Below are 24,334 nucleotides of genomic sequence, written 5' to 3'. Positions count from 1 at the left end.
GCATCAAATGTCGGCAAAGCGTTGCAGCTGCATCTCCTGCAAACGGCTGAGGGTCCGGCGGAACGGGAATTCCAGGTAACCTTCGGTGTACAGCGCCTCCATCGGCACCTGCGCCTCGATGTACAGCGGCACTTTGCGGTCGTAACACTCGTCGACCAGAGCAATGAAGCGTCGCACGCCGTCATCGTGCACCGACAGTTGCGGCAACTCGCGGTCGCCGGCCACGACACGCTCCGCGCCGTCTTCGGTGCCACGGGCGATCCGCCCTTCGCGCTTTTGCGCGCTCAGGTTCGGCACCTCGCTCAACAGGATAGCCCGGTAGGTGTCGCACAGCGCGATGAAGTCCATCGCAGCGAAGGGTTGCTCGCACAGGTCGGCGTAACGGCACCACAGCACCGACTCGCTGGCCTGCACCACATTCAGGGCGCGATAACCGACCGACACCGGTTCGGCACTGACAGCTTGCCCGGCGGCCAACGCGTCGAACACCTTGCCCAGTGCGCTCCCCTGTCCCGGCAGAGCGACCCAGTAACGCTGCTCAATGGCACCGGGATGCAATCGATGATCTTCAGCGCCGTTCACCGCTACCACCTGCATATGCTGCTTGATCGCCGTGATCGCCGGCAGGAAGCGGTCACGGTTGAATCCGTCGGCATACAACTGATCCGGCGGCAGGTTGGAGGTGCAGACCACCACCACGCCTTCGTCGAACATCACCTGAAACAACCGCCCGAGGATGATCGCATCGCCGATGTCATTGACGAACAGTTCATCGAAACAAAGCACGCGCACTTCGGCTGCCAGTTCCCGGGCCACTGCCCGCAATGGATCGGCGATCCCGGTCAACTGAAAGGAACGCTGGTGCACCCAGCCCATGAAGTGATGAAAGTGCTGCCGCCGCGCCGGCACCCGCAGGCTTTGATGGAACTGGTCCATCAGCCAGGTCTTGCCGCGCCCGACCGGGCCCCACAGGTAGACGCCGGTGACCGAACGGGCACCGGCGTGCAGGGCTTCATGGCATTTTTGCAACGCCCAGACCGCGTGCTCCTGGGCTTCATCCTGGATGAAGCCCTTGTGCTCGACGGCATGTTGCCAGGCGCTTAAGGGGGAGTCGAAAGTCATGCGCGGCAGTATGCCACGACGGCTACACGGAAATATCCAGCCGTGCGATTTTGCCCTGTTCGTTGAGGCGAAAGGTGTAGCGCAGCTCCAGCGGGCTGCCGGGGAACGTCCCGGAAATCAGCCCTTGCACCAGCACCTTGCCGGTGCGCTGCTGGACGCCCAGCACCTCGACCCGGGGCTGATAGCGTTGGGCGGTGTCTTGCATCCAGTCGGCGATGGCCTGCGGGCCGACCTGATGGCGGCCTTCATCAAACACATGGGCATCCTCGGCGAAAAAACTGCCAACCCGGGACGTATCACGAGCATTGGCGGCGTTGATGTACTCAACGATGGCCGGGGCGAGTATCGAGGTGGGATGGAACATGAGTGCAACTCCTTGTTTTCGGTTCTGACGCCATCCTAGAACAGCCCTGCGTCAGTTTTTGTCAGGAGTGAAACGCCCGTTGTCGTCCAGTTGCATCTGTCGCTGCCAAGTGCGCAGCAGGTCGCTGCGACGTCCCGGATAACGCTCGCCCTGCAAGCTGGCGGCGGCAATGCGGTCGGTGCGAAACGTGCGATACGCACTGCGCAACTCGCACCACGCGACGATGATCCGCACCTCGTTGAGAAACCCCAGCGCCAACGGCCAGATCAGCCGCTGGCTCGGCACCTGTTGTGCGTCGGCATAATCGATGTGCAGCTTGGCCTGATCGCGGATTGCCTGACGAAACACATTCAGCGGCACCACGTTCTGTGGGAACCCGTAACCGGGCGGCCCGGGCATCACCGTCGGATTGCGCAGCGCTTCCTGGGCCTGGGGATCCAGTACCGCCGCGATTTTCGCCAAGGCGTCCGCTGCGGCTTTGCTCAGGACCTCGTCGCCGCGCTGATCGACGTAACGCAAGCCCAGAACGATGGCTTCGGTCTCATCGGCGTTGAGCATTAAGGGCGGCAGAAACAAACCGCTGCGCAGCACATAACCGATGCCCGCCTCGCCGTGGATCGGCGCGCCGAGAGCCGTCAATTCGGCGATGTCGCGATAGAGGGTGCGTTCGGAGATCTCCAGCTCGGACGCCAGCGTCGCCGCCGTCACCGGGCGTTTCTTGCCGCGCAGCACTTGCAGCAAAGTCAGTAGACGAGTGGTTCGCGACACGATGCGGGGCTCTGGACGGAAATTTGCCGGAGCTTAGCAGAGCCTGGTGTCAGAAATTGTCAGGAGCTTTCACCAGGCTCAGAGCTGATTACGCGTCGACTTTGTGCCTCGCCGCGTACAGACACAGCATCTCCATGGCCAGTGTCGCCGCCGCCAGCGACGTCACGTCCGCATGGTCATAGGCCGGGGCCACTTCCACCACGTCCATGCCCACCAGATTGATCCCGCGCAGGCCACCTAGGATTTCCAGCGCCTGCACCGTACTCAACCCGCCGCAGACCGGGGTGCCGGTGCCCGGAGCAAACGCTGGATCGAGACAGTCGATGTCGAACGTCAGGTACACCGGATTGTCCCCGACCCGCGTGCGAATGGCCTCGACAATCGCCTCGCAGCCACGGCGATGCACCTGCCGTGCGTCCAGCACCTGAAAGCCCTGATGATCGTCGTTGGTGGTGCGCAAACCGATCTGCACCGAACGCGCCGGGTCCACCAGCCCTTCCCGCGCCGCGTGCCAGAACATGGTGCCGTGGTCGACCCGTTTGCCGCCCTCGTCCGGCCAGGTGTCGCTGTGGGCGTCGAAGTGGATCAGCGACAGCTTGCCGTGCTTGCGCGCATGGGCCTTGAGCAGCGGATAGCTGATGAAGTGGTCGCCGCCGAAGGTGAGCATCGCACTGCCGGAGCTGAGGATGTGCTCGGCGTGGGCCTCGATGCTTTCCGGGATGGTGTGCGGTGAGCCGTAATCGAAGTCGCAATCGCCGTAGTCGACCACCGCCAGATGATCGAACGGGTCGAACGCCCAGGGCCAATGACGTTCCCAGGCAATCCCGGTGGACGCTGCACGAATCCCGCGCGGCCCGAAACGGGCGCCCGGACGGTTGCTGGTGGCGGTGTCGAACGGCACGCCGCTGACGGCCACGTCCACGCCCCGCAGATCACGGCTGTAGCGCCGGCGCATGAAACTGGTGATCCCGGCGTAGGTGCTTTCGGCAGCAGTGCCGTAAAGGCTGTGACGGGTCAGGGCCTGATCGTTTTGCATTGGCACGTCCATCGATGTGCTCCTTTTGGGTATTTATCCAGGGTTATTGATGGCTACGGAAAGTGGTCCACAGGCGCGTGCGCTGACGCATGTCCTTGAGGCTCATGCTGCGGTCGGCGTACAAGCGCTCGCGCACTTCGGGTTTCGGGTAAATGTCCGGGTCGTTGCGCACCGCTTCGTCCACCAGCGGCGTCGCGGCCTGGTTGGCGGTGGCGAAGAACAGTGTGTTGGTCAGCGCCGCCACGGATTCGGGGCGCAACATGAATTCGATGAAGGTTCGCGCGGCCTCGGGGTGCGGCGCGTCTTTGGGGATGGCAAGGTTGTCCTGCCACACCAGCGTGCCTTCTTTCGGGATCCGATAGGCGACCTCGAACGGCTTGTTGGCTTTGCGCGCCTGATCGGCGGCCATGCTCGCGTCACCGTTGTAGGTCAGCGCCAGGCATACGCTGCCGTTGGCCAGATCACTGATCTGCCGGCCCGTGGCGACGTAGAGCACCGAGGGCTGCAACTTCTGCAACAAGGCTTCGGCGGCGGCCAGATCGGTCTTGTCGGTGCTGTAGGGGTCCTTGCCGAGGTAGTGCAGCGCCAGGCCGATCACTTCCTGCGGCGAATCGAGAATCGCGATCCCGCAATCCTTGAGCTTGCTGGCGTATTCGGGCTTGAACAGCAGATCGAGGCTGTTGAGCGGCACGTCCGGCAGGCGTTGCTTGACTGCCTCGACATTCATGCCCAGACCGAGCGTGCCCCAGGTGTAGGGCACGCCGTAGCGATTACCGGGATCGACCGCCGCCAGTTTTTCCAGCAGGTCCGGATCGAGATTGGCGTAACCCTTGAGCCCGTCGTGAGGGATTTCCTTCAAGGCACCGGCGGCCAACCCGCGGGCCAGCACACTGGACGACGGCACCACCACGTCGTAGCCGCTGCCGCCGGTAAGCAACTTGGTTTCCAGCACCTCGGAGGTATCGAAGGTGTCGTAGCGCACGTGAATGCCGGATTCTTTTTCGAAGCGCTGCAGGGTTTCCGGCGCTACGTAATCGGCCCAGCTGTAAAGATTGAGCGTCTTGTCCTCGGCCTGGGCGGCGATGGAGACGGAGAGCAACAGCGCGGGCAAACACAACTTGAACAAGGGAGCCATGACGTACACCTGACCGGAGGAAGTGGTGGCAGGATGCGCCGTCGGATACATTGCAAAAATATCAAGTTTGTTAACCTGACTTTATGCCGGAGTAATGTAATGCTCAGTCAGCTCCACGATGTCGATTTGCAGCTGCTGCGCCTGTTTCTCGGCGTGGTCGAGTCCAACGGTTTCAGCGCCGCCCAAGGTGAGCTGGGGCTGAGCCAGTCGAGCATCAGCCAGCAAATGGCCAAGCTGGAAACCCGTCTCGGCTATCGGGTGTGCAACCGTGGCAAGGGTGGTTTCAGCCTCACTCCCAAAGGCGAGCAATTGCTGATTGCTGCGCGCAGCCTGTTCGATTCCATTGAAACCTTCCGCCATCAATCCAACGGCGTCGCCGGGCGCTTGATCGGCGAAGTGCGGCTGGGCCTGTCGGAAGCGGTCGATCAATCAGTGCTGCAACGGGTGGCCGAGGCGATCCGGCGCTTTCGCGAGCGGGACGAATCGGTGCGGATCGAGCTGATCAGCGCCATGCCCGGCGAAATGGAGCGTCTGCTGCTGCAACAGCGGCTGGACCTGGCCATCGGTTACTTCTCCCAAGTGCAGAGCGCCTTTGATTACCGCGAATTGTTCAGCGAAACCCAGCATCTGTATTGCGCGCCCGGCCATCCGCTGTTCACCAACGATGCCCCCGATGAAGCGGCGTTGCAGGCGTGTGACCGGGTCGATCATCCGTACCGTTTTCTGCGCAGTGACGAACCGTTTCAGGGCAAGGTCTGCTCGGCACGTTCGGAACAGGTCGAAGGCACCCTCGCCTTCATCCTGTCCGGTAAACATCTCGGTTATCTGCCCAGCCATTACGCCCGCCAATGGCAGGACAAAGGGCTGCTGCGTCCGGTGCTGGAAGGCGAGCTGAGCTTCGAAGTGGCGTTCCATCTGGCTCGCCATCGGGCACAGGTGCCGGGGGATGCACAGAAGGCGTTTGAAGAAGATCTGCTGTCAGCCTTTGGTCGAACCTGACCTTTTGGGCAGTTTTAATGCGTTGCCCTCGCCCCTCGCTTGCGGCATCCTGCGCACCCATTTTCCGACCCGGCCCCGCATTGCGGCACGCAAACCACCATGACCGTCTCTGAAAAAGCCCCGCGCAACAACGATCTCATCTACGGTCTCAACGACCGTCCGCACTTCACCGCGACGGTGTTTGCCGCGCTGCAACACGTATTGGCCAGCTTCGTCGGCATCATCACCCCGACCCTGATCATGGGCGGCGCCCTCGGCCTGCAAAGCGAAATCCCGTACCTGATCAGCATGGCGCTGTTCGTGTCCGGCCTCGGCACCTTCGTTCAGGCCAAGCGTTTCGGCCCGGTCGGCTCGGGGCTGCTGTGTCTGCAAGGCACCAGTTTTTCCTTTATCAGCGTGATTCTCAGCGCCGGCTTCATGGTCAAGGCCCGGGGCGGCGGCACCGATGAAATCCTGTCGACGATCTTCGGTGTTTGTTTCTTTGCCGCGTTCATCGAAGTGGTGCTGAGCCAGTTCATCGGCAAGCTGCGCATGCTGATCACCCCGGTGGTGACCGGCACCATCATTACGCTGATGGGCCTTTCGCTGATCAAAGTAGCAATGACCGACATTGCCGGCGGCTTCGGCGCGGCGGATCTGGGCGCGGGCAGCCATGTGTTCCTGGCGGCGCTGGTGCTGGGCACCATCGTGGTGTTGAACCGGGTCGACGTGCCGTTCCTGCGCCTGGGCGCGATCGTCATCGGCCTGACCCTCGGCTACGTGGTGGCGTGGCTGATGGGCACCGTAGATTTCGCCAACCTGCCCGAAGTGCCGGTGGTGAGCGTCCCGGTGCCGTTCAAGTACGGTTTCAACTTCGACTGGGTGGCGTTCGTGCCGGTGGCGGTGATTTTCCTGGTGTCGCCGTTGGAAGCCGCCGGTGACCTGACCGCCAACTCGATGATTTCCCGGCAACCGGTCAAGGGCCCGTTGTACATCCGCCGCATCAAGTCCGGGCTGCTGGCCGACGGCCTCAACTCGGCGATGGCTGCGGTGTTCAACAGCATGCCGATGGTGACCTTCGCCCAGAACAACGGGGTGATTCAGCTCACCGGCGTGGCCAGCCGTTACGTGGCGTTCTTCATTGCCGGTCTGCTGGTGCTGCTGGGCCTGTTCCCGATGATCGGCGCGGTGCTGCAACTGATGCCGAAACCGGTGCTCGGCGGCGCCGAGCTGGTGATGTTCGGCACCGTCGCCGTGGCGGGGATCAAGATCCTCGCCGAGGCCGGCCTGCATCGGCGCAACATGCTGATCGTGGCGATTTCGGTCGGCATGGGCCTGGGCATCGCCGCCGTGCCGGAAGTGCTGCGCGAACTGCCACAGGCGCTGCGCAATATTTTCGAATCGCCGATCACCGTTGGCGCGCTGTGTGCGATCGTGTTGAACATCTTCCTGCCGGAAGAGTTCATCGAACTGGAAGAGGATGATTTCGACCCGGAAGCCTCTATCCTTCAGGTCATGGAAAACCCCGACATGCCGGCCAAAGGTGAACCTGCCTCCCCGGTCGCTGTCGCACAGTTGAACCGTTGATCCTGTCCGCTCGATGAAAAAGGGCTGATACCGGCAACGGTTCAGCCCTTTTTCAATGAGAGAGCATCAATGCGTCATATCCAAGCCGTCATCCTGTCCCTGCTTCTGCTCTCCCTCAGCGCTTGTGCGCTGTTTCCCAACCGCGACCCGGTGAACATCAACGTGGTCGGCGTCGAACCGCTGCCGAGCCAGGATCTGGAAGTGCGCTTCGCGATCAAGCTGCGGGTGCAGAACCCCAATGAAACCGCCATCGACTACAACGGCATCGCGCTGGACCTTGACGTAAACGGGCATTCGTTCGCGTCCGGTGTCAGCGATCAAAGCGGTTCCATTCCCCGGTTCTCCGAAACCATCGTCAGCGTCCCGGTGAGCATTTCGGCATTCTCGGTGTTGCGCCAGACCCTCGGCCTGAGCCAGACCCAAACCCTGGACAACCTGCCTTATGTGCTGCGCGGCAAACTGGCGGGCGGTGTGTTTGGCACCATGCGTTTTGTCGACAGCGGCAAGCTCAGTCTGCCCAAGGCCAGTGCCGCAACCTGGTAAAGATGCGGTAGCCTGCAGCGCTCACGGTCAGAAAACATGGAAGTCGCAGGTTTATGGAAGACACGCCCACGCTGTACACCGAACGGCTGATTCTGCGCCCGCTGGAGCTGGCGGACGCCGAGGCCATCCAGCAGCAATTTCCTCATTGGGAAGTGGTGCGTTACCTGAACGCTTTGGTGCCCTGGCCCTATCCGGACGATGGCGCCCTCACCTACCTGCGCGACATTGCGCTGCCGGCGATCGCGGCGGGCAAAGAGTGGCACTGGACGATTCGTCTCAAATCGGCACCCGAGCAATTGATCGGCAACATCAGCCTGATGGACGAGCCGGATAACCATCGCGGGTTCTGGCTGGCCCCGGCCTGGCAGGGCCAGGGCCTGATGACCGAGGCCAGCGAAGCCGTGACCCGCTACTGGTTCGAAACCCTCGATCAACCGCTGATGCGCGTGCCGAAGGCCGCACCGAATATTGGCTCGCGAAAGCTCTCGGAACGCACTGGCATGCGCTTGATCCGCACCGACGAGGATGACTTCGTCAGCGGCCGCTTCCCACGGGAAATCTGGGAAATCACCCGTGAGGAGTGGCAACAGCAGCGCCTCAAGCGGTGAAGCGCACACCGGGTTTGGCGCGCTCGTCCACGCTCAATTCGAACACATCCGGCCGTGCATAGTGGCCAACCACGTCGTAGTCATAGCGGGCCCGCACCAGTTCATCGGTGTCGATCTCGGCGGTGAGCAATCCGGCCTCGCCCCGAAGCGGCCCGGCCAGCACATCGCCCATCGGACCAACGATCACACTGCCACCGGCGATCAGTGGTCGATCCCCCGGCCAGTTGGCAATCTCCACGCCCAACTCATTCGGCGAGGCCTGCACCTGACAGGCGCTGACCACAAAGCAGCGCCCTTCATGGGCGATGTGGCGCATGCTGACTTGCCACATCTCGCGCTCATCCACGGTCGGCGCGCACCAGACCTCAATGCCCTTGGCGTACATCGCCGTGCGCAGCAGCGGCATCATGTTTTCCCAGCAGATCACCGCGCCGAGTTTGCCGACCTGAGTGTCGAGCACCGGCAGGGTCGAACCGTCGCCCTTGCCCCAGATCAGCCGCTCGGTGCCGGTGGGCATGAGTTTGCGGTGTTTGGCCACCAGGCCTGCCTGCGGGTCGAAATACAGGGCGGTGCAATGCAGGGTGCTGCCGGCCCGTTCGATCACGCCGATTACCAGATTGGCCCCGGTGCGCGCCGACAGTCCGGCCAACGCTTCGGTTTCCACGCCCGGCACGTCGATGGCGTTGGCGAAGTAACGGGCGTAGGCCTCGCGCCCTTCGGGCAAGCGATAACCCAGTTGCGTGCCGAAGCCCTCGCCTTTCGGATAACCGCCGAGCAGTGCTTCGGGCATCACGACCAACGCGGCACCGGACTCGATGATTGCGCCTTCCCAGCTCAGGATCTGTTCCAGGGTTTCACCCTTGCCACCGGGCAAGGCACCGATCTGCAGGGCGGCAACGATTGATTTTGGCATGGCGGTCACTCCGTGAAGTTCAGGTGTTGCTCATTCTCCGGCGCCACGGGATCATGAATAAAGCCCGACTCACTGCTGAATGATATGAACCATATGAATATCGCAACTGTCGACCTGAACCTGCTGAAAGTCTTTGAAGCGCTGCATGAAGAGTCCAGTGCCAGCCGTGCGGCGTTGCGTCTGGGTGTGACGCAATCGGCAGTCAGCGCCGCGTTGCGCCGGTTGCGTGAGGTGTACGGCGATCAATTGTTCGTGCGCACTGGTCGAGGGTTGGCGCCCACGCTCAAGGCCAATCAGCTGAAGCCTGTGGTCAGCGATGCCCTGAACAAGTGCCGGCAGAGCCTGACGATGGTCGATCCGGCGGCCAATCAGTACGACGGTCGCTCGGTCAGTGTCGGGCTGTCGGATGATTTCGAAATCGCCTACGGGCGGCGTCTGATCGAAGAAATCGGGCGGCGCGCGCCGAAGCTGCGGCTGATCTTCCGCCAGACCCACAGCCAGATCGTCGCCCGGGCCCTGATGGAGCGCAGCATCGACCTGGCGATCACCGCTGGCGGGTTCGCCGAGCGGCTGCTCAGCCGTCAGGTGTTGGGTGAAGGGGGTTACGCGTGCCTGATGGATCCGGCGAGCCTTGCGCCCGGCCAGCAGCAGATCGGTCTGGAGGAGTTCGTCACCCGGGAACACATTCTGGTGTCGTCGGGCGGTTTTATCGGGATCACCGATGAGGGGCTGGCGGCGCTCGGTTTGAGTCGCCGGGTGTGCGCTTCGACCACGCATTTCGCGGCGTTGCCGCATCTGCTCAAGGGCAGTAGCGCTGTGGCGACCATCCCGACCCACGCGGCGCAGGTCATTGCGTCACTGAGCGGGCTGGCCCTGCTGCCCTGCCCGCTGGCCTTGCCGCGCTATCCGGTCGAACTGGGCTGGCGTACCAATCCCCAGATCGATCCGGTGGTGCTGAAAGTGCGCGAAGCGATTGTCGCCAGTTTCAAGACCGAATGATTACTTGTTGGCCGCCATCAACCGGTTGACTTCACTGCGCACCATGTTGGCGAACTCAGGCGGCGACATGCCGTCCAGTTCGGCGCGAACGAATTCGGCCCATTTGCCCTTGCGCTTGGAGCGCTCGCCGAACAATCGTGCGGCTTCGCCCTTGGCTTTGCCCAGATTGTTCTGCCAGAGTTCGAACAGTCGGGATTTCTCGTCTTCCAGCGCAGCGCGCTCTGCGAGGGATTTGTCGGCCAGATTGAAACTCATGGGGAATTACCTGCTGCATGAAATGGCGACATCTTACACGCTGGACGGAAATCTCCGGCGCTGGTTTTTCTTCCTGACGGAAATTCACTGCAACTTTTCAAGCAGCGCCACACTCCATTGTTCACTGTCCATTCACCTGCAAGGAGTCACCCAATGGCCCGCAAAAGCGCCGTTCAAGCCGCTGAAGACCAAATCAAGGATCAAGCGTTCAGCGAACTTCAGGCTCTGATCGAAGAGTCGGACAAACTGCTCAAAAGCAGTGCCTCACTGGTCGGCGAGGAAGCGGAAACCCTGCGCGGACAAATCGCCCTGAAACTGCAGCAGGCACTGGATTCTGTGTCCAGCGTGCGTGACCGCACCAAACCGGCGGTGGATGCTACCGAAAGCTATATCGGCGGCCACCCATGGCAGACTGTGGCGATCTCCGCCGGCTTCGGTCTGGTGGTCGGTCTGTTGCTCGGCCGCCGCTGAGCGAGAACAAAAAAGGCGAGCCATCGGGCTCGCCTTTTTCATGTCCGCTCAACTGTCATTCGCCCGCCAGTTCACGCAACTGCGCCAGGGTCTGCTGGTCCAGCACAATGCCCTCGGCCAATGATCGGGCCCGCTGCAAATGCCGCCGATCACCCGGCAGACGCTTGAGCCCTGCCCCGTGCATCTGCCTGACCAGTTCCTGACTGCGTTCGGCAAAACTCTGCCCGGCGGTCTTGCTCGGGTCGATCACGATCAGCAACTGACCGGTCCACGGGGTCTTGGCCCCGGGGTGGTTCTTCCAGTCGAACTCGAACGAGAAATTGCCTCCGGTCAGCGCAGCGGCGAGCAGCTCCACCATCATCGACAGCGCCGAACCCTTGTGTCCGCCAAACGGCAGCAAGGCGCCGCCCTCGAGAATCGCTTTCGGATCGCAGGTCGGCTGGCCGAGGCTGTCTACGCCCATGCCCGCCGGCAACTTCTCGCCTTTGCGTGCGGCGATCTGCACGTCGCCGTGGGCGATGGCGCTGGTGGCCAGGTCGAACACGATCGGTGCCCCGTCGGCCCGAGGCGCGGCGAAGGCGATCGGGTTGGTGCCGAACAGGGGTCGGTCGGCACCGTGCGGCACCACGCAGGTCATGCTGTTGACCACGCTCAGCGCCACCAGGCCTTCGTCGGCGAACGGCTCGACGTCCGGCCACAGTGCGGCAAAGTGATGGGAATTGCGGATCGCCAATATCGCGATCCCGGCACTGCGGGCCTTTTCCACAAGCAGCGGACGCGCCGCCGCCAGTGCAGGCTGGGCGAAACCGTTACCGGCATCGACACTGACAAACCCTGATGCGACGTCCTCGACCTTTGGCACGGCCTTGCCGTTGACCCAGCCGCTGTTGAGGGTCGAGACATAACCGGGAATCCGGAAAACCCCATGACTGTGGGCACCGTCCCGCTCGGCGTTGGCGCAATTGGCGGCAAGCGTTGCGGCCACCTCGGCTGAGGTGCCGTGACGGATGAAGATCGTTTCCAGCAATTGAGTCAGCTCGTCCAGGGACACCGTGGACGAGACCGCATGATCGTGTGGCGCAGACATCTGAAGCTCCAGAATAATTATTGGAGGGAACAACAGCGTACGAACTGACGCATCCGGATTAACCACGGGCAGCCGGTGGCCTGTCAACCCTGCAATGTCTGTGGTGAAACTTCCAGGCAATATTCATATACCACCTGCGAAGGCTCCCCGGTCCCTAGCCTTACGTCTCGCCATTCACGTGCCCACGCACACTTTTCGAGACTTGAGATGCTCACACCCGCCTTGCTGTTCCCAGAAGCCCTGGACTCCCCGGGGCTGTGGCCCGAACTGGGCAGAATCCATGGCCTTGAAGACAAGGATTTCCGCTGGCTGGCCGATGTCCGGCTGGCGTCCGATAGATTACGGCGCCAGCAGAGACCGCCGATGTCGGCCGAACGTATTCTGCTCACAGCCGACAGCCAGATCCCCGTCACACTGCCGGGCGCATTCGTTCTGAGTGAAACCCCGTACGACAAGGGTCAGATCCTCTACACCCCGTACGACGGCATCCGCAAATTTCACAATCGCGCCAACCTGAGGGCACAGCTCGAAGCACGCCTCAGAACAATCGACGACCAGGACACCTTGCTGGCTTTTCTACCGCTGGCCCAGCAGCGACGACTACAGGACGCCGAGCGCATTTCGGTGACGTTTTCGATCATTGAGGAGGATGTGTTCGAGGATCGTGATTCCACCCTCAGGCAAGGTCCCATACTCAACGCCCAGGCCATGCTCGATGAACTCAAGAAGCTACCGACCCTCACCCAGCTGCTGGACAGCGCGCTGGATGAACTGCTCAAGCCTCACTTCGGGGCATTGCAACAAAGCAGCACCCGGGTCAGCGTTTACAAGGTCCACGACGGAGAAAGCAATCAGGCCGCCACTGAAGACGTCCCCAGGGCCGACATTCTGAGTCTGAGTGACGCGGTGCTGCTGCACTACCGACACCAGCGCTGGCCGAGTGCTCGCCTGCCGGAGTTTTCCCATCCCGGCAGAACGCAGGGCGCGCACGATCAGGAACAGTGGAGAAATGCCGTCATCCAGGCGTCCGGCATGTTGCCGGCTCTGCTGTTCCGGCAACTGGAACACTACTGGGACAGCGCGGCGGCCCTTGGATCGACGCGCCGCACATTTCTCGCCAGGGTGCTGGAAGACCAGGCCCGTGTCGACTGGATGCTCAAGCGCGAAGCCGGAATCCTCGATGCAATCCAGTTCGACATGCTGCACAAGCTGTTTCGACCGGTTGCCGATGGTCGTCCTGTCCCCATCGCCGAGACCGTACGTCTCTGGGAAAATCCGGCCAACTATGTGGAGCTGGCGGGTTCGCTGATGATCAGTGGCGCCGATGCATTTCTCTACACGCCGTCTCAGGGTTTGCAGCAGCTCAAGGACTACCAGGACCTGAAAGCGACCCTGCGGGACAAGTTCATCGCCGAGGGTCACGAAGACGAACTCTATGCTCTGCTCAGCCTGGACGAGCGCAGCCGCTTCCTGGGCTTCGATCAGCCTCAGGTTTCGGGAGACCGGGTAGCCGGCGAAGTGTTCCGCTTCCTGTGCGGATCGATCATCAGCAAGCAACGTCAGAACATCGAATATGCCCTGCAAGTGTTTCGTCTGAGTGACGGAGCGGTGAACCTCCACGCGCTGTTCGACAAGAGCCTGGATATCCGCTCGATGATTCACGAGCGCTTGCAACAACTCGACGCGCAGGGACGCTGGAGCACGCAACCGGTCTGGTCCGGCAGTCAGCAGCCTTCACTGCTCCTGGCCGACAAGGCCCGCGCCGCGATCAAGACGTTCCAGGCCGTGGAGGCTCCACTTCTGGAAAGTCTCGACAATCAACCCATGACGACCCGGGCGACCCAGCGCGCCTGGCTCGAGACCATGAAAGCGGATCTGGCCCACGCCTGGTTCGTCGGCGTGAACGGCGAAGCCCGGCTCAGGGCATCGAGCGGCAGCTTGCCTGCATGGGCACAAGCGGTCGTCGAAACCGTCATCAACGCCGACCGGCCGAGCCGCATGGAACGTCCGGGGCTCCAAGGTTTCCGACCCGATGCCTATGTCCTGACGCTCGAGTCTCCCGACGGCAGAACGGTCTGGCGCCTGGCCCATTGCATACTCATGACCGAGCGCGGAGGCCTCGACCCCCAACACTCCGGACGTACCGTGCTATGGACACCAGCCTTGGGGCTGGAGGCATTCGAGAGCGTCGCCATTGCCCGGCAGACACTGAGCCGGCGGTTGCTCGACGACGTTCAACGTCTGTCACTGCTGGAGAATATCGTTCCCGATCAGTACCAGCCTCATCAACGCTATACCCTTGGACGGTTGCACATCATCCATCGCAACGTGTTGCATGAGCGTATGCAATCGGGCATCGAGCACTATCTGGCACGTTGCGAACAGGTGCGTCAGCGCATCGATGACGGAGCCAGACGGGAAAAGGCACTGACAACACTGCGCAGGATGCCGCCCCAGACCAACCTGCGTCTCGCTTGCGAGCATGCCAGGGCCATCGAGAACCAACAGACGTTTCCTGCGTGGCTGAGCATGGCCCCGGTCAAAGACCAGAAACGGCACGTCGAACTGCTTGAGCGGTGGAATCAGAGTGTCATCGACGACAAGGATTACCTGACAGGTGTTACGCCGCTGGCCGAGCATGTCGAACAAGCATTGAAAACTGCACTCGGCCTTCGTTTTCCAAACGAACATCTCGATCCCCGACAGATCGAGATCATTCCCAATCTGGCACTCGCAGGCCCGCCCCGCGACCTGGTCGAGTTTGCCCTGAATCACGCCAACGTACTCCAGGGCACGGGATACAGAGTGGTATCGAAAAACTCCGAAACGTTGCCGCCCGGCCTGGATCGCAGAGCCGTCGATCAATTGCTGCTGTCGCTGGAGATTCCGACGACCTATGGTCGCAAGATCGCGGCCGCGCTCTCGACGGAGACGGTGGAGAGTCGCGAGCGCAAACAACGCTTTTTTCGCCAGATCCCCTGGCAATTGATGCAGCACGCTCATGCTTTGTACCTGCAGCAGCACCTGTCTGCCGCCGCCTATGCGCAAGTGTGCCAGGGGCTCGACATGCCCGATGGATACGCCCGCGCCACCGTGCCCGGCGCTCACGTGGTCGTCAGCCCGTTGGCACTGGTCAAGACGGCGGGCGCGAAAGCAGAAACCGCTTTGGGCCTTTACGTTTTTGCTCCGGGTCAGAGACACGTGGGGCCATTGGTGCTTTACGCACCGTATGCCGAACAGGTGTTTCACGAATTCAAGGACGAAGAAACACTGATCGCGGCCCTGAACACGCCCGGACCTCTCCAGAATCTGTTGCTTCGGCGTTTGCCTGCCGGACGACAGGCCGTCTTTCGCAGCCTGCTGGCGGCCACCGCTGGCCAGACCAGCGAGATGACGCTGGCCAGCCGGCCGATCGAAGGCAACCTGCTGGAGCAGTTGTACAACGATAACCTCAAGCTTTTGCAGCAACAGCTTGAATCACAGCACGAGCGCGGAGCGCAGTCAGACTGGGAAACCGCCAAGACCCTGTTCAGCCAAGTGATCAAACAGGTCTCGGCAACACTGCAGGGCAAACTGGCTTTTGTGCCGTTTCTCTGGCGCGCCTACGACGACATGAAAGACTCGTCCGAAGCCTTGCAGGGACATCACTGGAAACGGGCGCTGCAATCCTTTATCAACGGTGGCGCACAGATGGTACAGGTAGCGCTGTTGCCGGAAATCTCGGCCGAGGCAGAGTCTGTCGAGCAGGAAACGAGAGAAATCACGACACCCGACATCAGCGAAATCGAACCGACCTCGCCCGTACGCACCCTGATGCAGTCATTCGAGATCACTGACCTCGCGCTCAAGGATCTTGTATACGGTTCGACAACGGGGACCTATCACCAGCCCGACACCCATCGCGACTATGCAGCCATCCATGGCAAGGTCTACCAGGTCACAAAACACGATTCATCCTGGCAATTGACGGGTGCCGGAAAACACAGTTTCCGGTTTCAGAAAAGCGGTCTGGCCATGGTGCAGAGCCCGACTCTTCAAACCGTCCACTACGGCCAGGCCTTCCGAAAGCTGGCTGAGCGCAACAACATTTCCCGACTGCGCCGTACGATGCTGAACATCGAGGCTCGCGGGATGGACGAAATCCGTCTGAAGTATCCAGACAAGGCCAGGATGCTGGTAAACGCCATCGACCTTGCGCGGCGCTACGCCTTCTACTGCCTGCACAATCTGACACCGCTCAGTCACGGCACTGACAATCCCCGGGTGAGCCGTTTCCTGGAGAGTTTTTTTGATGTGCCTCACGTCACCACGACGACTCTCGCCAAGATCAGCACCACGATCCTGCCGATCTGCCGGGCACTGGTGGATCCTGCAGATGAATTGCTCAATACCGATCGCTTCATCGTCGGCTCGAACCGGTTCATGCATGATGTGATTGCATTCGTATTGGACGGCGACGAGAAAAAACTGGTGCATTTCACCGAGCACTTTTTCGACCAGCAGCTGGGGCAGTTCAAAAACCATCTGCTGGAGGCGTTCGATGTCGATGGCCATGCGCAGGCCTCGACGCTCATTCACGAGTTTTCCCACCAGTACAGCAAGGCGCTGGATATTGTCTCGTTAAGAGCCCGGGAGCCATTCGCCGACCTGATCTCGACCATCACCCCCGCCGGTGCGCTGCTGTTTCAGGAGCTGGAGTTCGATCAGACGTCTGCATTGTCACTAAGCACTCCCCGAGCACAACTGTTCGCGGAATGGAATACGACACTCAAGTCCTGGGTCAGTATCGACAACATCCCGGACATGCAGCTCATCAGTGAGGAGGTTCTCAAGCTGACGGGAAGCGACACCATGCAGGAAGCTCGCAACGCCTTTCTCGATCAGCAGAATCCGGACGTGCGAATCGACGTCATTCTGCGCAATGCGGACTCCATCGCCCGCCTGATCTGCGAAATCGGCCGACAGCTGGATCCGGTTCAGTCCCCTTGAAATGGAAAGGCGCGGACCCGATGCCCGCGCATTCCTTGAGAACAGCCTCTGGCCACTGCAAATGCGAACTGTGCGCTTTTGATCATTTTTTCACTCGGTTTATGAATACTGCACTCAATAAATCCTGTTTTCGGGAGGTATGGCGGGGGAAACCGGCTCCATTGATAGGAAATCGCCATGACGGCGGTTCTCGCCACCTTCCCGTCAAGGTTAGAATGCAGCAAATCAGGACGAGTCAATGACCCAGAACACCCTCTCCGAAGCCGAATACGATGCGATCACCGATGCCGCTGCGCATTGGTGCATGCGCCTGCACGCCGTCGATTGCACCGCCGAGGAACGGCTGGCATTCGAGCAATGGCGCGACGCGCATCCGCTGCACGCGTTCGAATACGAGGCCATGCTGGAAATCTGGGATGTCGCCGAACACCTGCCGCGCCCGGAGCCAGCGGTGATCGTACCGATCCACCCAGCGGCCCGGACCTGGCGTCAATATGCGGTAGCCGCCTCCGTTTGCGCGCTGGCGCTGCCACTGGCGGCCTGGACCGGATGGAACCTTGGCTGGCTACCCAACAGTTATCAGCATTTCGCGGCCACCGACAACGTCCGCCACGTCACCTTGAGCGATGGCAGCCAGGTCGAGCTGAACCTCAATACCGATCTGACCTTCAGCAATTACAAGGACGAGCGCCGCGTCACCCTGAAAAAGGGCGAGGCGTTCTTTGAAGTCAGCCACGACCTGAGCCACCCGTTCATCGTGAAGGCGGCTGAAGGCAGAATTCGCGTCACCGGTACCCGGTTCAACGTCTGGATGTATGAAGATCAGGTGAAGGTCAATCTGGTCGAGGGTTCCGTGCTGGTCACCAGCAACACTCAGTTGTCCGGTGACGGCCTGCGTCTGGGGCCTTCGATGCAGGCTCGCTACAAGCACGGCGACTACATGCCGCAAATCAGCCAGACCTACGCCAGCGATACCTCGCTGGCCTGGCGCAGCGGCAAGCTGATCCTCGACAACCTGGCGTTGAACGAAGCCCTGCCACTGATCAACCGTTACCTGGACAAACCGCTGATGCTGGCCGACAGCGCCACGGGGTCGATCCGGGTCGGCGGCATCTACAACATCAAGGAGCTGAACAGCTTCGCCGGCTCGATGCCCAAAGTCCTGCCGGTGTTCATCACCCGCAACCAGGACGGCAACCCGGTGATCAATCCGATACCGCAGCAACCGCCAAAAAGCTGAAGGCCGCCCCTTTGCGGGAGCGGCCTTCAGTGCGTGTTGCGACATCGTGACGACTGATTACTGCGCTGCTACCTTCCCTGTCTTGTCCAGTTCTTCACGCACGCTTTGCACCTGATACTGCGGATCGGCCTTGATCTGCTGTTCGGTGAAAGGCAGTGCACTCCACTGTTTCTTCGAGAAGGCTTCGGTCTGATCCCGCGAGTACTTCGACGCCGGATCGCTGGACAGCGAGAACGCAAGCAGGCCCTGAGCGTGCGGCCCCTTGTCGTCGAACGTTACCACCTGCAGATAACTCGTCCCGCTGACCACTTCGAGTTTGCCGTCCTCACGCGGCACGCTCTGGATCGCGTTGTAGATACCCAGCGTACCCGGGCCGCCATGGATCGGCGTCTGCTGACCACCACTGCTGACCACCTGAACATCGCCCCAACGGGTTTGTGCAGTCAGGCCCATCTTGCCGACCGACTCGGCTGACGCCAGCATCGCTTCGCGCAAAGCCTTTGCCACTTCGGGCTTTTCAGTCGCCAGTTCGCGCGGGGTGTGCTGCGCGTCCTTCGGATCGAACGCCACACGCCAGATTGCCGGCGATTTCTGCAAGGCCTGCATGATGTTCTGGAAATGCACCAGGCCCATGCCCGAATCCAGGTTCGCCCGACCGTCCCAGGCCTTGAGAACGCTGCACACCGATTTCAATGCGGCGTCACCGCCGGTTGGCGATGCGCAGAATTTCAGCAGGTCCGGCAGCACCTGACCGGCGAGAAACACCTGATCATCCATCACCATGTGCTGCAGGTCCTGCACCGACACCGAACCTTTTTTGCTCAGGGTCGCCAGACGATCCAGCGCAAAACGCGAGCGCAGCCCCAGTGGCTGGCCTTCCTGACTGATCAGCGGCGAGAAACCGGTCAGCGGTTGCGCCGGGTTGGCCAGCCAGGCCGAATCGTTGGAGTGCTGGACGAAATCCTTGCGCAGCAATTGCGGCAACTGGCTCGACGCGTAAATGCCCTGCTGCGCCGCCTGCGGATCGATGTCCCAGGCGCAGGCGCTGTTGGAGCCGTCGAGGACGATCATTTGCAGGCCGATACGCGGATCGCTGCACTTGGCCAGTTTGTCGGCGCTGACGTTCGGCACCACCGACAGGTTCATGTACAGCGTCTGCCCCTGGGCATCCACCGCCAGGGTGTTGACCCACGGAATGCCCTGGATCTTGTGCACCGAATCCTGCAGGTCCTTGAGATTGGCGGCGCGGTTCATCGAGTACCACTGCGTCAGCACACGATCATTGTCGAGATTGGCATCGCGCAGGCTGTAGGCGTACTGGTTGTCCCAGTCGAGCTTGCCCGGCCACTGCACGATCGGGCCGAACTGCGAGCTGTAGATATCCCGCGATACCGATGTGACCTGTCCGTCCGCCTGTTTGACCTGCACTGTCACCGTCTGCTTGTTCAACGGCAACGATTGGCCATCGAGCAGGTAACGGGTCGGGTCCTTCGGATCGAGTTGCAGGCGATACAGGGTGAAGTGCTTGGACGAGTCAACAGTGTGGGTCCAGGCCAGGTGCTGGTTGAAACCGATGTTGATCATCGGCAGACCCGGCAGCGCCGCGCCCATCACGTCCAGTTTGCCGGGAATGGTCAGGTGCATCTGATAGAAACGCATGCCACCGACCCACGGAAAATGCGGGTTCGCCAGCAACATTCCACGTCCGTTGAAGGAACGTTCGCTGCCCACGGCCACCGCGTTGCTGCCGCGGTCCAGGGCAAAACGTTGCAGGCGCGTGGCAGCCAGGTCATAGGCGCGAGCGTGACTTGGGTTTTGCGCAGTGGCTTGCGGCGGTGTGGCGCCGGCCAGTGCCTCGGCGAACTGACCGACACCGCCCTCGACCAGTAACCGGCGCGTCAGCTTCACCAGATCCTCGGCTGCGATATCGCGCACCCATTCGCCCTGGCACTGCTGCGGCAGCCCTTGCTGGCGACGCTCGGACAGATATCGGTTGTAGCCGGCGGCATAACCTTCCACCAGATCACGCACTTCGACCGGCTGCGCCTGCCAGAAGGCGCTGACTGCTTGAGGGGTATTGAGCCATTGAAAGAAAACGTCACTGACGCGGTTCTCGCGCTCTTCGACCGTCAACTGATCCGGCCCGAAGTAGCGCGACCGCTCACCATTGACCGTGACGATCTCGTTGGCCAGCAGGCACAGATTGTCCTGCGCATAGGCGTAACCGATGCCGAATCCGAGTCCGCGTTCGTTTTCAGCGCGGATATGCGGCACGCCAAATCCCGTGCGACGAATGTCTGCCCCGGCCTGGGTGGAAGGACTGAACGCCTGAGCCGACAGACTCAGCCCGAGAAACATGCCGGCAAGGGTCAGCTTGGTTAACTGCCTGGAAATAATCACGCTCGCTCCTGATCGAAATGCCTGAGAGCGGAGTGCGCCGTGATCGAAAAGCCATGCGCTGCAGCTCCGCCCTGAAATCACCCACGCGTCCACGCGCAATGAGCCTGACCGGGAAACGAAACCGATGAAAAAAAATTTAGGGGATTACCAGACCGTTTAAAGCCCGGATCACGGAGAAAAGACGAATCATCGACAAATTTTCTACATTTTTCGCTTCATGATTTGTCGGGCTGATACGTCTTGTTTAGAGAGAGCACCCATAACCCTTCCTGATCAGGCTCTGAAAAGGAGAAATCGCATGTACATCCCGCAACTACCATCGGACGGTAGCCAGGCACCACAAGGAGCTTCCATGGGTTCGCACGCCGGCGTATTCGGACCACGAGTCGAGCGCCACGGCAATGAACGTATTCGCCTGCTGCTCAAGAGCTTCGGCCTGCGCACCAGCCTGATTCGCCTGAAAGTCATCGATGCCCTGCTGGTCGCCGCCCAGAGCGAGCGCAGCCTGGGTGTGCGCGGTGTCCACAGCCAATTGCTGGAACTGGGCATTCCGCTGTCCTTTCTCAGCGTACGCGAAGTCTTGAAGCGCCTGTGCGCCGAAGGTGTGATCACCTTCAATGCCGACAAGAGCTACAGCCTGCATCCACAGGCTGCCGCCGTCCTCAACAGCGATTGACTCCCTTCTGGAGCGCCGTCAGGGTTTGACCTTGCGGCGCATCACACCGTTGATCACCACCACGACCACCGCCACGCCAATGGCGATGTACTGGAACACTTTTTGGCTGATCATCCCGGCATTCTGCAACCAGGACAGACCGAACATGATCGCCAGTACGGTAAGGGCGATCAGAATCGAGTATTTCAAACGTTGCGACTGAGTCATTGCGAATTCCTGAAACTTTGAAATGTATCGGGTTTGTATCGGCTTTCATGCCATGGGCATACCGTGTCACGGGGATGCGCCGCTGCAAACGAGGTCACATGTTACAGCCGATGAAGAGTTTTGACTCCATACGGCGTTAACCATGAGGACTTTTGAAATGCTGCGTCGAATCACCTGGCTGATTCCAGTTCTGGCACTGCTCACACTGAGCGGCTGCATCATTTTCCCCCACGGCGGCTGGCATGGCGATCATCGCTACTACGGCGGAGGCCCTGGTTACTACCAACATCGGTAAATCCGACATCGCAAGAGCACTGACAATCGTCTCTTCAAATGCAACATTTGATTAAATACCTGTGAAAAATGCCCACGAGGATGTGGGCATTTTCCGTAGATCCCGCCCTCAAAATGTCGGAATTTTCGCCAGCATCAGCAAGTAATCTGCCTTCGGCAATATCCTGCAAACCTGCGACATACAACGTCGCAGCAATGACCTAGGAACACGTCACCCCTCGCCCCTACCCTTTGCGCTCTCCCCTTTGAAGGCCATGGAAGCGCATGCAAAGAACGCTCATCGATATCCCCCCGCTACAGACCCTTGGCTTTTGCCTGGCCATTTCACTGTTCGAAGCATTGACTTATATGGCCAGTGACCTGGTGATGCCGGCCATGCTCATCGTCATTGAGGACCTCGGTGCCGATCCTCGCCACATCCCCAACGCCTTCAATCTTTATCTGATCGGAGGCGTCTGCCTGCAGTGGCTGATCGGGCCACTGTCCGACCGGTTTGGCCGTCGCCCTGTGTTGCTCGTCGGCTGCGCGCTCTTCGCAGTGACCTGCGCTGCAGCGATCGTCACCCCGCGCATTGAAGTCTTCAACGTGTTACGGCTGCTGCAAGGCATGGGCCTGGGGTTCGTGGTGGCTGTCAGTTATCCCGTGCTCCAGGAAGTCTTCTCTGAAGCCGATGCCGTGCGGCTTATGGCGTTACTCGGCAATATCGCACTGCTGTCACCGTTGCTGGGGCCGCTGCTCGGCAGCCTGTTGCTGGAGTGGATGAACTGGCGCGATCTGTTTCTTGCCCTGGGGCTGGCTGCTGCCACCGCGTGGATCGGGCTCTATACCTGCCTGCCGGAAACCATCGGAGTGGTTCGCCGCGATGGCGGCCAACAGGCTCCCGTTCCGCTGTCCTGGCGAGAGACCCGTCGTCGCTACCTGGCGCTGCTGCGCAACCCAGAGTTCCTTGGAGCGAGCCTTGCGCTCGGGTTGATGAGCCTGCCGTTGATCGCCTGGATCGGCCTCGCGCCACTGTTGCTGATCGAGTGGCTCGGCTTGTCGACGCGAGAGTACGCGTTGTGGCAGATCCCCATCTTTTCGGCAGTCATCGTCGGCAATCTGCTCCTTGACCGGTTGCTGGCCTCGCGCAAGCTGCCGCAATTGATTCGCCTCGCGCTCTGGCCGTTTTGCCTCGGGTTGCTGATCTTGCTGGCTGGCGCGCTGATCGGCGTATCCCTCGGTGTGCTGATTGCCGGCCTCGTGCTCTATGCCGTCGGCCTGGGCATGAGCAATGCCGTGCTGTATCGACTGGCGCTGTTTTCCAGCGATGACAGCAAGGGGCTGGTCTCGGCAGCCGTGGGCATGATCTCGATTGCCATGATGGGCACCGGCGGTTCACTCATCGCGGCCATCGGCGGCGGTGCCCGCCTCGAATCCTTCGCCCTCTGGGCGGCCGTAGGCGGGCTGCTGAGTCTGCCCCTCCTCTACCGGTTTCTACGAATCGCCTCGGCAGAAACCGCTTCCTCGCCACAACAATAACAAGGACGCCTGATGTTCGACTTCCCCCATAGCGACGCACTCTGTGCGTTGACGCAACCCTATTGTCCGGAGTCGGTGCCGGCAGGGCTTTTCGATCGGGCCATGGCCGAAATCAGCCGGTTTCACAGTGAACACACCCCCGGGTATGAACACTGGTTGAACACCAACGGACTGACCGTGGCAGAGCTGGACAGCCTCGACGACTGGTCGCGACTGCCGCCGATCTTCGCCAGTTTTTTCAAACAGCAACAACTGCTCAGCCCGACCGGCGCAGACGCACTGGAACTGACATCGTCCGGCACCAGCGGCCAGAAAAGCCGAATGCGCTATGACGAGCGCAGCCTGGGGGCCGCGCAATATATGGTCGAACGAATTTTCCACCACTACGGCTGGGACAGTCCGCAGACGCCGTGCAACTACTTGCTGCTGAGCTACGAGCCCGAAGCCAGCATCACCCTGGGTACGTCGTTCACCGATCAGTTCCTGTGCCGTTTCGCGCCGGTCAACCGCGTGGCCTACGCATTGCGACGAACCGGAGGCGGCCACGAGTTCGACGGCTTCGGCGTCATCTCGGCCTTTCAGTCATTTGCCGAAGAAGGCCTGCCGGTGCGGATCATCGGTTTCCCGGCGTTTCTCTGGCAGACCCTGCAACGCATGCAGGCCACCGGAGTGGCGAACCTGCAATTGGCAGCGAATTCGCTGGTGCTGTTTGGCGGCGGCTGGAAAACCAGTGCGGCGCAGGAAATCCCTCGCCAGCATTTGTACGCGCGTATCCATCGCCAACTCGGGATCGATCTGTCCCGATGCCGCGACGGCTACGGCGCGGTCGAACATCCAGTGCCTTACCTCGAATGCGCTCACCATCATTTCCATGTCCCCGTCTATTCAAAGGTGTTTGTGCGCAACCCTTCCGATTTCTCCGTTCTGCCTTACGGCCGGCCGGGGCTGCTGAGTGCGGTCTCGCCCTACATTTCTTCAAGCCCGGCCCATGCCGTCGTCATGAGCGACCTCGTCACCCTGCACCCCGGCGCGAGCTGCGGCTGCAGTCTGGACAGCGACTGGTTCGAACTGCATGGCCGTGCCGCCACTACCGCCGGCAGAAGCTGCGCCATGGCGGCTTCCGAACTGCTGGGGAGGCACTGAT

22 protein-coding genes are annotated in these 24,334 nt (G+C 61.0%); 12 read left to right on the top strand and 10 right to left on the bottom strand.

What is annotated here, in order from left to right; genetic code table 11:
- Nucleotides 1-3: 3 nt before the first annotated feature.
- From zapE to IF189_RS13215, 5 genes are all read right to left on the bottom strand, one after another.
- Nucleotides 4-1,122, bottom strand: coding sequence for a cell division protein ZapE (gene zapE / locus IF189_RS13235; protein WP_134826728.1), 1,119 nt, complete (start codon nt 1,120-1,122; stop codon nt 4-6).
- 22 nt (nt 1,123-1,144) lie between these two features.
- Complete coding sequence (locus tag IF189_RS13230; RefSeq protein ID WP_085708179.1) at nt 1,145-1,486, bottom strand: nuclear transport factor 2 family protein; 342 nt, start codon at nt 1,484-1,486, stop codon at nt 1,145-1,147.
- A gap of 51 nt (nt 1,487-1,537) precedes the next feature.
- On the bottom strand, nt 1,538-2,254 hold the full coding sequence (locus IF189_RS13225) for a helix-turn-helix transcriptional regulator (protein ID WP_085708180.1): 717 nt from the start codon (nt 2,252-2,254) through the stop codon (nt 1,538-1,540).
- 88 nt (nt 2,255-2,342) lie between these two features.
- Complete coding sequence (gene speB, locus IF189_RS13220) at nt 2,343-3,302, bottom strand: agmatinase (protein ID WP_134826727.1); 960 nt, start codon at nt 3,300-3,302, stop codon at nt 2,343-2,345.
- A gap of 31 nt (nt 3,303-3,333) precedes the next feature.
- Nucleotides 3,334-4,425: a polyamine ABC transporter substrate-binding protein gene (locus IF189_RS13215; protein ID WP_134826726.1), complete on the bottom strand. Its 1,092-nt coding sequence runs from the start codon at nt 4,423-4,425 to the stop codon at nt 3,334-3,336.
- Nucleotides 4,426-4,524: 99 nt separating this feature from the next.
- On the opposite strand from IF189_RS13215, the gene IF189_RS13210 reads away from it, so the two are divergent.
- The 4 genes from IF189_RS13210 (at nt 4,525) to IF189_RS13195 (ending at nt 8,141) form a co-directional block, all read left to right on the top strand.
- Nucleotides 4,525-5,424, top strand: a complete 900-nt coding sequence (locus IF189_RS13210) for a LysR family transcriptional regulator (RefSeq protein WP_134826725.1) — start codon at nt 4,525-4,527, stop codon at nt 5,422-5,424.
- A 99-nt stretch (nt 5,425-5,523) separates the two neighbouring features.
- Nucleotides 5,524-6,990: a nucleobase:cation symporter-2 family protein gene (locus tag IF189_RS13205; protein ID WP_134826724.1), complete on the top strand. Its 1,467-nt coding sequence runs from the start codon at nt 5,524-5,526 to the stop codon at nt 6,988-6,990.
- 69 nt (nt 6,991-7,059) lie between these two features.
- The gene (locus tag IF189_RS13200; RefSeq protein WP_192553472.1) at nt 7,060-7,533 is read left to right on the top strand and encodes an LEA type 2 family protein; all 474 of its coding nucleotides are present in this window, start codon (nt 7,060-7,062) and stop codon (nt 7,531-7,533) included.
- Nucleotides 7,534-7,586: 53 nt separating this feature from the next.
- Entirely contained in the window at nt 7,587-8,141 is a 555-nt protein-coding gene (locus IF189_RS13195; RefSeq protein ID WP_192553471.1) for a GNAT family N-acetyltransferase, read from the top strand.
- Here IF189_RS13195 and IF189_RS13190 read toward each other — a convergent pair.
- Nucleotides 8,131-9,054 carry a carbon-nitrogen hydrolase family protein gene (locus tag IF189_RS13190; RefSeq protein WP_192553470.1) on the bottom strand — a complete coding sequence of 308 codons (924 nt, stop codon included), beginning with the start codon at nt 9,052-9,054 and terminating at the stop codon, nt 8,131-8,133. The genes IF189_RS13195 and IF189_RS13190 overlap by 11 nt on opposite strands.
- An 84-nt stretch (nt 9,055-9,138) precedes the next feature.
- Between IF189_RS13190 and IF189_RS13185 the strand changes: the two genes are divergently transcribed.
- Nucleotides 9,139-10,053, top strand: a complete 915-nt coding sequence (locus IF189_RS13185) for a LysR family transcriptional regulator (protein WP_134826720.1) — start codon at nt 9,139-9,141, stop codon at nt 10,051-10,053.
- Here IF189_RS13185 and IF189_RS13180 read toward each other — a convergent pair whose 3' ends face one another.
- Nucleotides 10,054-10,308 carry a hypothetical protein gene (locus tag IF189_RS13180; protein WP_007957535.1) on the bottom strand — a complete coding sequence of 85 codons (255 nt, stop codon included), beginning with the start codon at nt 10,306-10,308 and terminating at the stop codon, nt 10,054-10,056.
- A gap of 153 nt (nt 10,309-10,461) precedes the next feature.
- On the opposite strand from IF189_RS13180, the gene IF189_RS13175 reads away from it, so the two are divergent.
- Nucleotides 10,462-10,779, top strand: a complete 318-nt coding sequence (locus IF189_RS13175; RefSeq protein ID WP_016982860.1) for a DUF883 family protein — start codon at nt 10,462-10,464, stop codon at nt 10,777-10,779.
- A 55-nt stretch (nt 10,780-10,834) separates the two neighbouring features.
- Here IF189_RS13175 and IF189_RS13170 read toward each other — a convergent pair whose 3' ends face one another.
- Nucleotides 10,835-11,866, bottom strand: a complete 1,032-nt coding sequence (locus IF189_RS13170; RefSeq protein WP_134826719.1) for an Ldh family oxidoreductase — start codon at nt 11,864-11,866, stop codon at nt 10,835-10,837.
- A gap of 207 nt (nt 11,867-12,073) precedes the next feature.
- Here IF189_RS13170 and IF189_RS13165 point away from each other — a divergent pair, with 207 nt between their 5' ends.
- Together IF189_RS13165 and IF189_RS13160 are read left to right on the top strand one after the other, a co-directional pair.
- Nucleotides 12,074-16,855: a dermonecrotic toxin domain-containing protein gene (locus tag IF189_RS13165; RefSeq protein ID WP_192553469.1), complete on the top strand. Its 4,782-nt coding sequence runs from the start codon at nt 12,074-12,076 to the stop codon at nt 16,853-16,855.
- A gap of 238 nt (nt 16,856-17,093) precedes the next feature.
- Nucleotides 17,094-18,095, top strand: coding sequence for a FecR family protein (locus IF189_RS13160; protein ID WP_134826717.1), 1,002 nt, complete (start codon nt 17,094-17,096; stop codon nt 18,093-18,095).
- Between the two features lie 57 nt (nt 18,096-18,152).
- Here IF189_RS13160 and IF189_RS13155 read toward each other — a convergent pair whose 3' ends face one another.
- A complete protein-coding gene (locus IF189_RS13155) occupies nt 18,153-20,495 on the bottom strand; it encodes an acylase (protein WP_134826716.1) in 2,343 nt (780 codons plus the stop codon).
- A 298-nt stretch (nt 20,496-20,793) separates the two neighbouring features.
- Between IF189_RS13155 and IF189_RS13150 the strand changes: the two genes are divergently transcribed.
- Nucleotides 20,794-21,171 carry a fe2+ zn2+ uptake regulation protein gene (locus IF189_RS13150; RefSeq protein WP_134826715.1) on the top strand — a complete coding sequence of 126 codons (378 nt, stop codon included), beginning with the start codon at nt 20,794-20,796 and terminating at the stop codon, nt 21,169-21,171.
- An 18-nt stretch (nt 21,172-21,189) separates the two neighbouring features.
- On the opposite strand, the gene IF189_RS13145 is transcribed toward IF189_RS13150, so the two are convergent.
- Entirely contained in the window at nt 21,190-21,378 is a 189-nt protein-coding gene (locus tag IF189_RS13145; protein WP_085708192.1) for a hypothetical protein, read from the bottom strand.
- A 157-nt stretch (nt 21,379-21,535) separates the two neighbouring features.
- Here IF189_RS13145 and IF189_RS13140 point away from each other — a divergent pair, with 157 nt between their 5' ends.
- The 3 genes from IF189_RS13140 (at nt 21,536) to IF189_RS13130 (ending at nt 24,333) form a co-directional block, all read left to right on the top strand.
- Nucleotides 21,536-21,673 carry a hypothetical protein gene (locus IF189_RS13140; protein WP_167443772.1) on the top strand — a complete coding sequence of 46 codons (138 nt, stop codon included), beginning with the start codon at nt 21,536-21,538 and terminating at the stop codon, nt 21,671-21,673.
- Nucleotides 21,674-21,936: 263 nt separating this feature from the next.
- Nucleotides 21,937-23,190, top strand: coding sequence for an MFS transporter (locus IF189_RS13135; RefSeq protein ID WP_134826714.1), 1,254 nt, complete (start codon nt 21,937-21,939; stop codon nt 23,188-23,190).
- Nucleotides 23,191-23,202: 12 nt separating this feature from the next.
- Complete coding sequence (locus tag IF189_RS13130) at nt 23,203-24,333, top strand: acyl-protein synthase (RefSeq protein WP_192553468.1); 1,131 nt, start codon at nt 23,203-23,205, stop codon at nt 24,331-24,333.
- Nucleotide 24,334: the final 1 nt, after the last annotated feature.

The sequence above is a fragment of the Pseudomonas sp. IzPS59 genome (genome assembly GCF_014863505.1).
GTDB classification, from domain to species: Bacteria; Pseudomonadota; Gammaproteobacteria; order Pseudomonadales; family Pseudomonadaceae; genus Aquipseudomonas; species Aquipseudomonas kribbensis.
The sequence above is the reverse complement of the archived record's forward strand: the minus strand, read 5'-3'. Positions and strand labels throughout refer to the sequence as shown.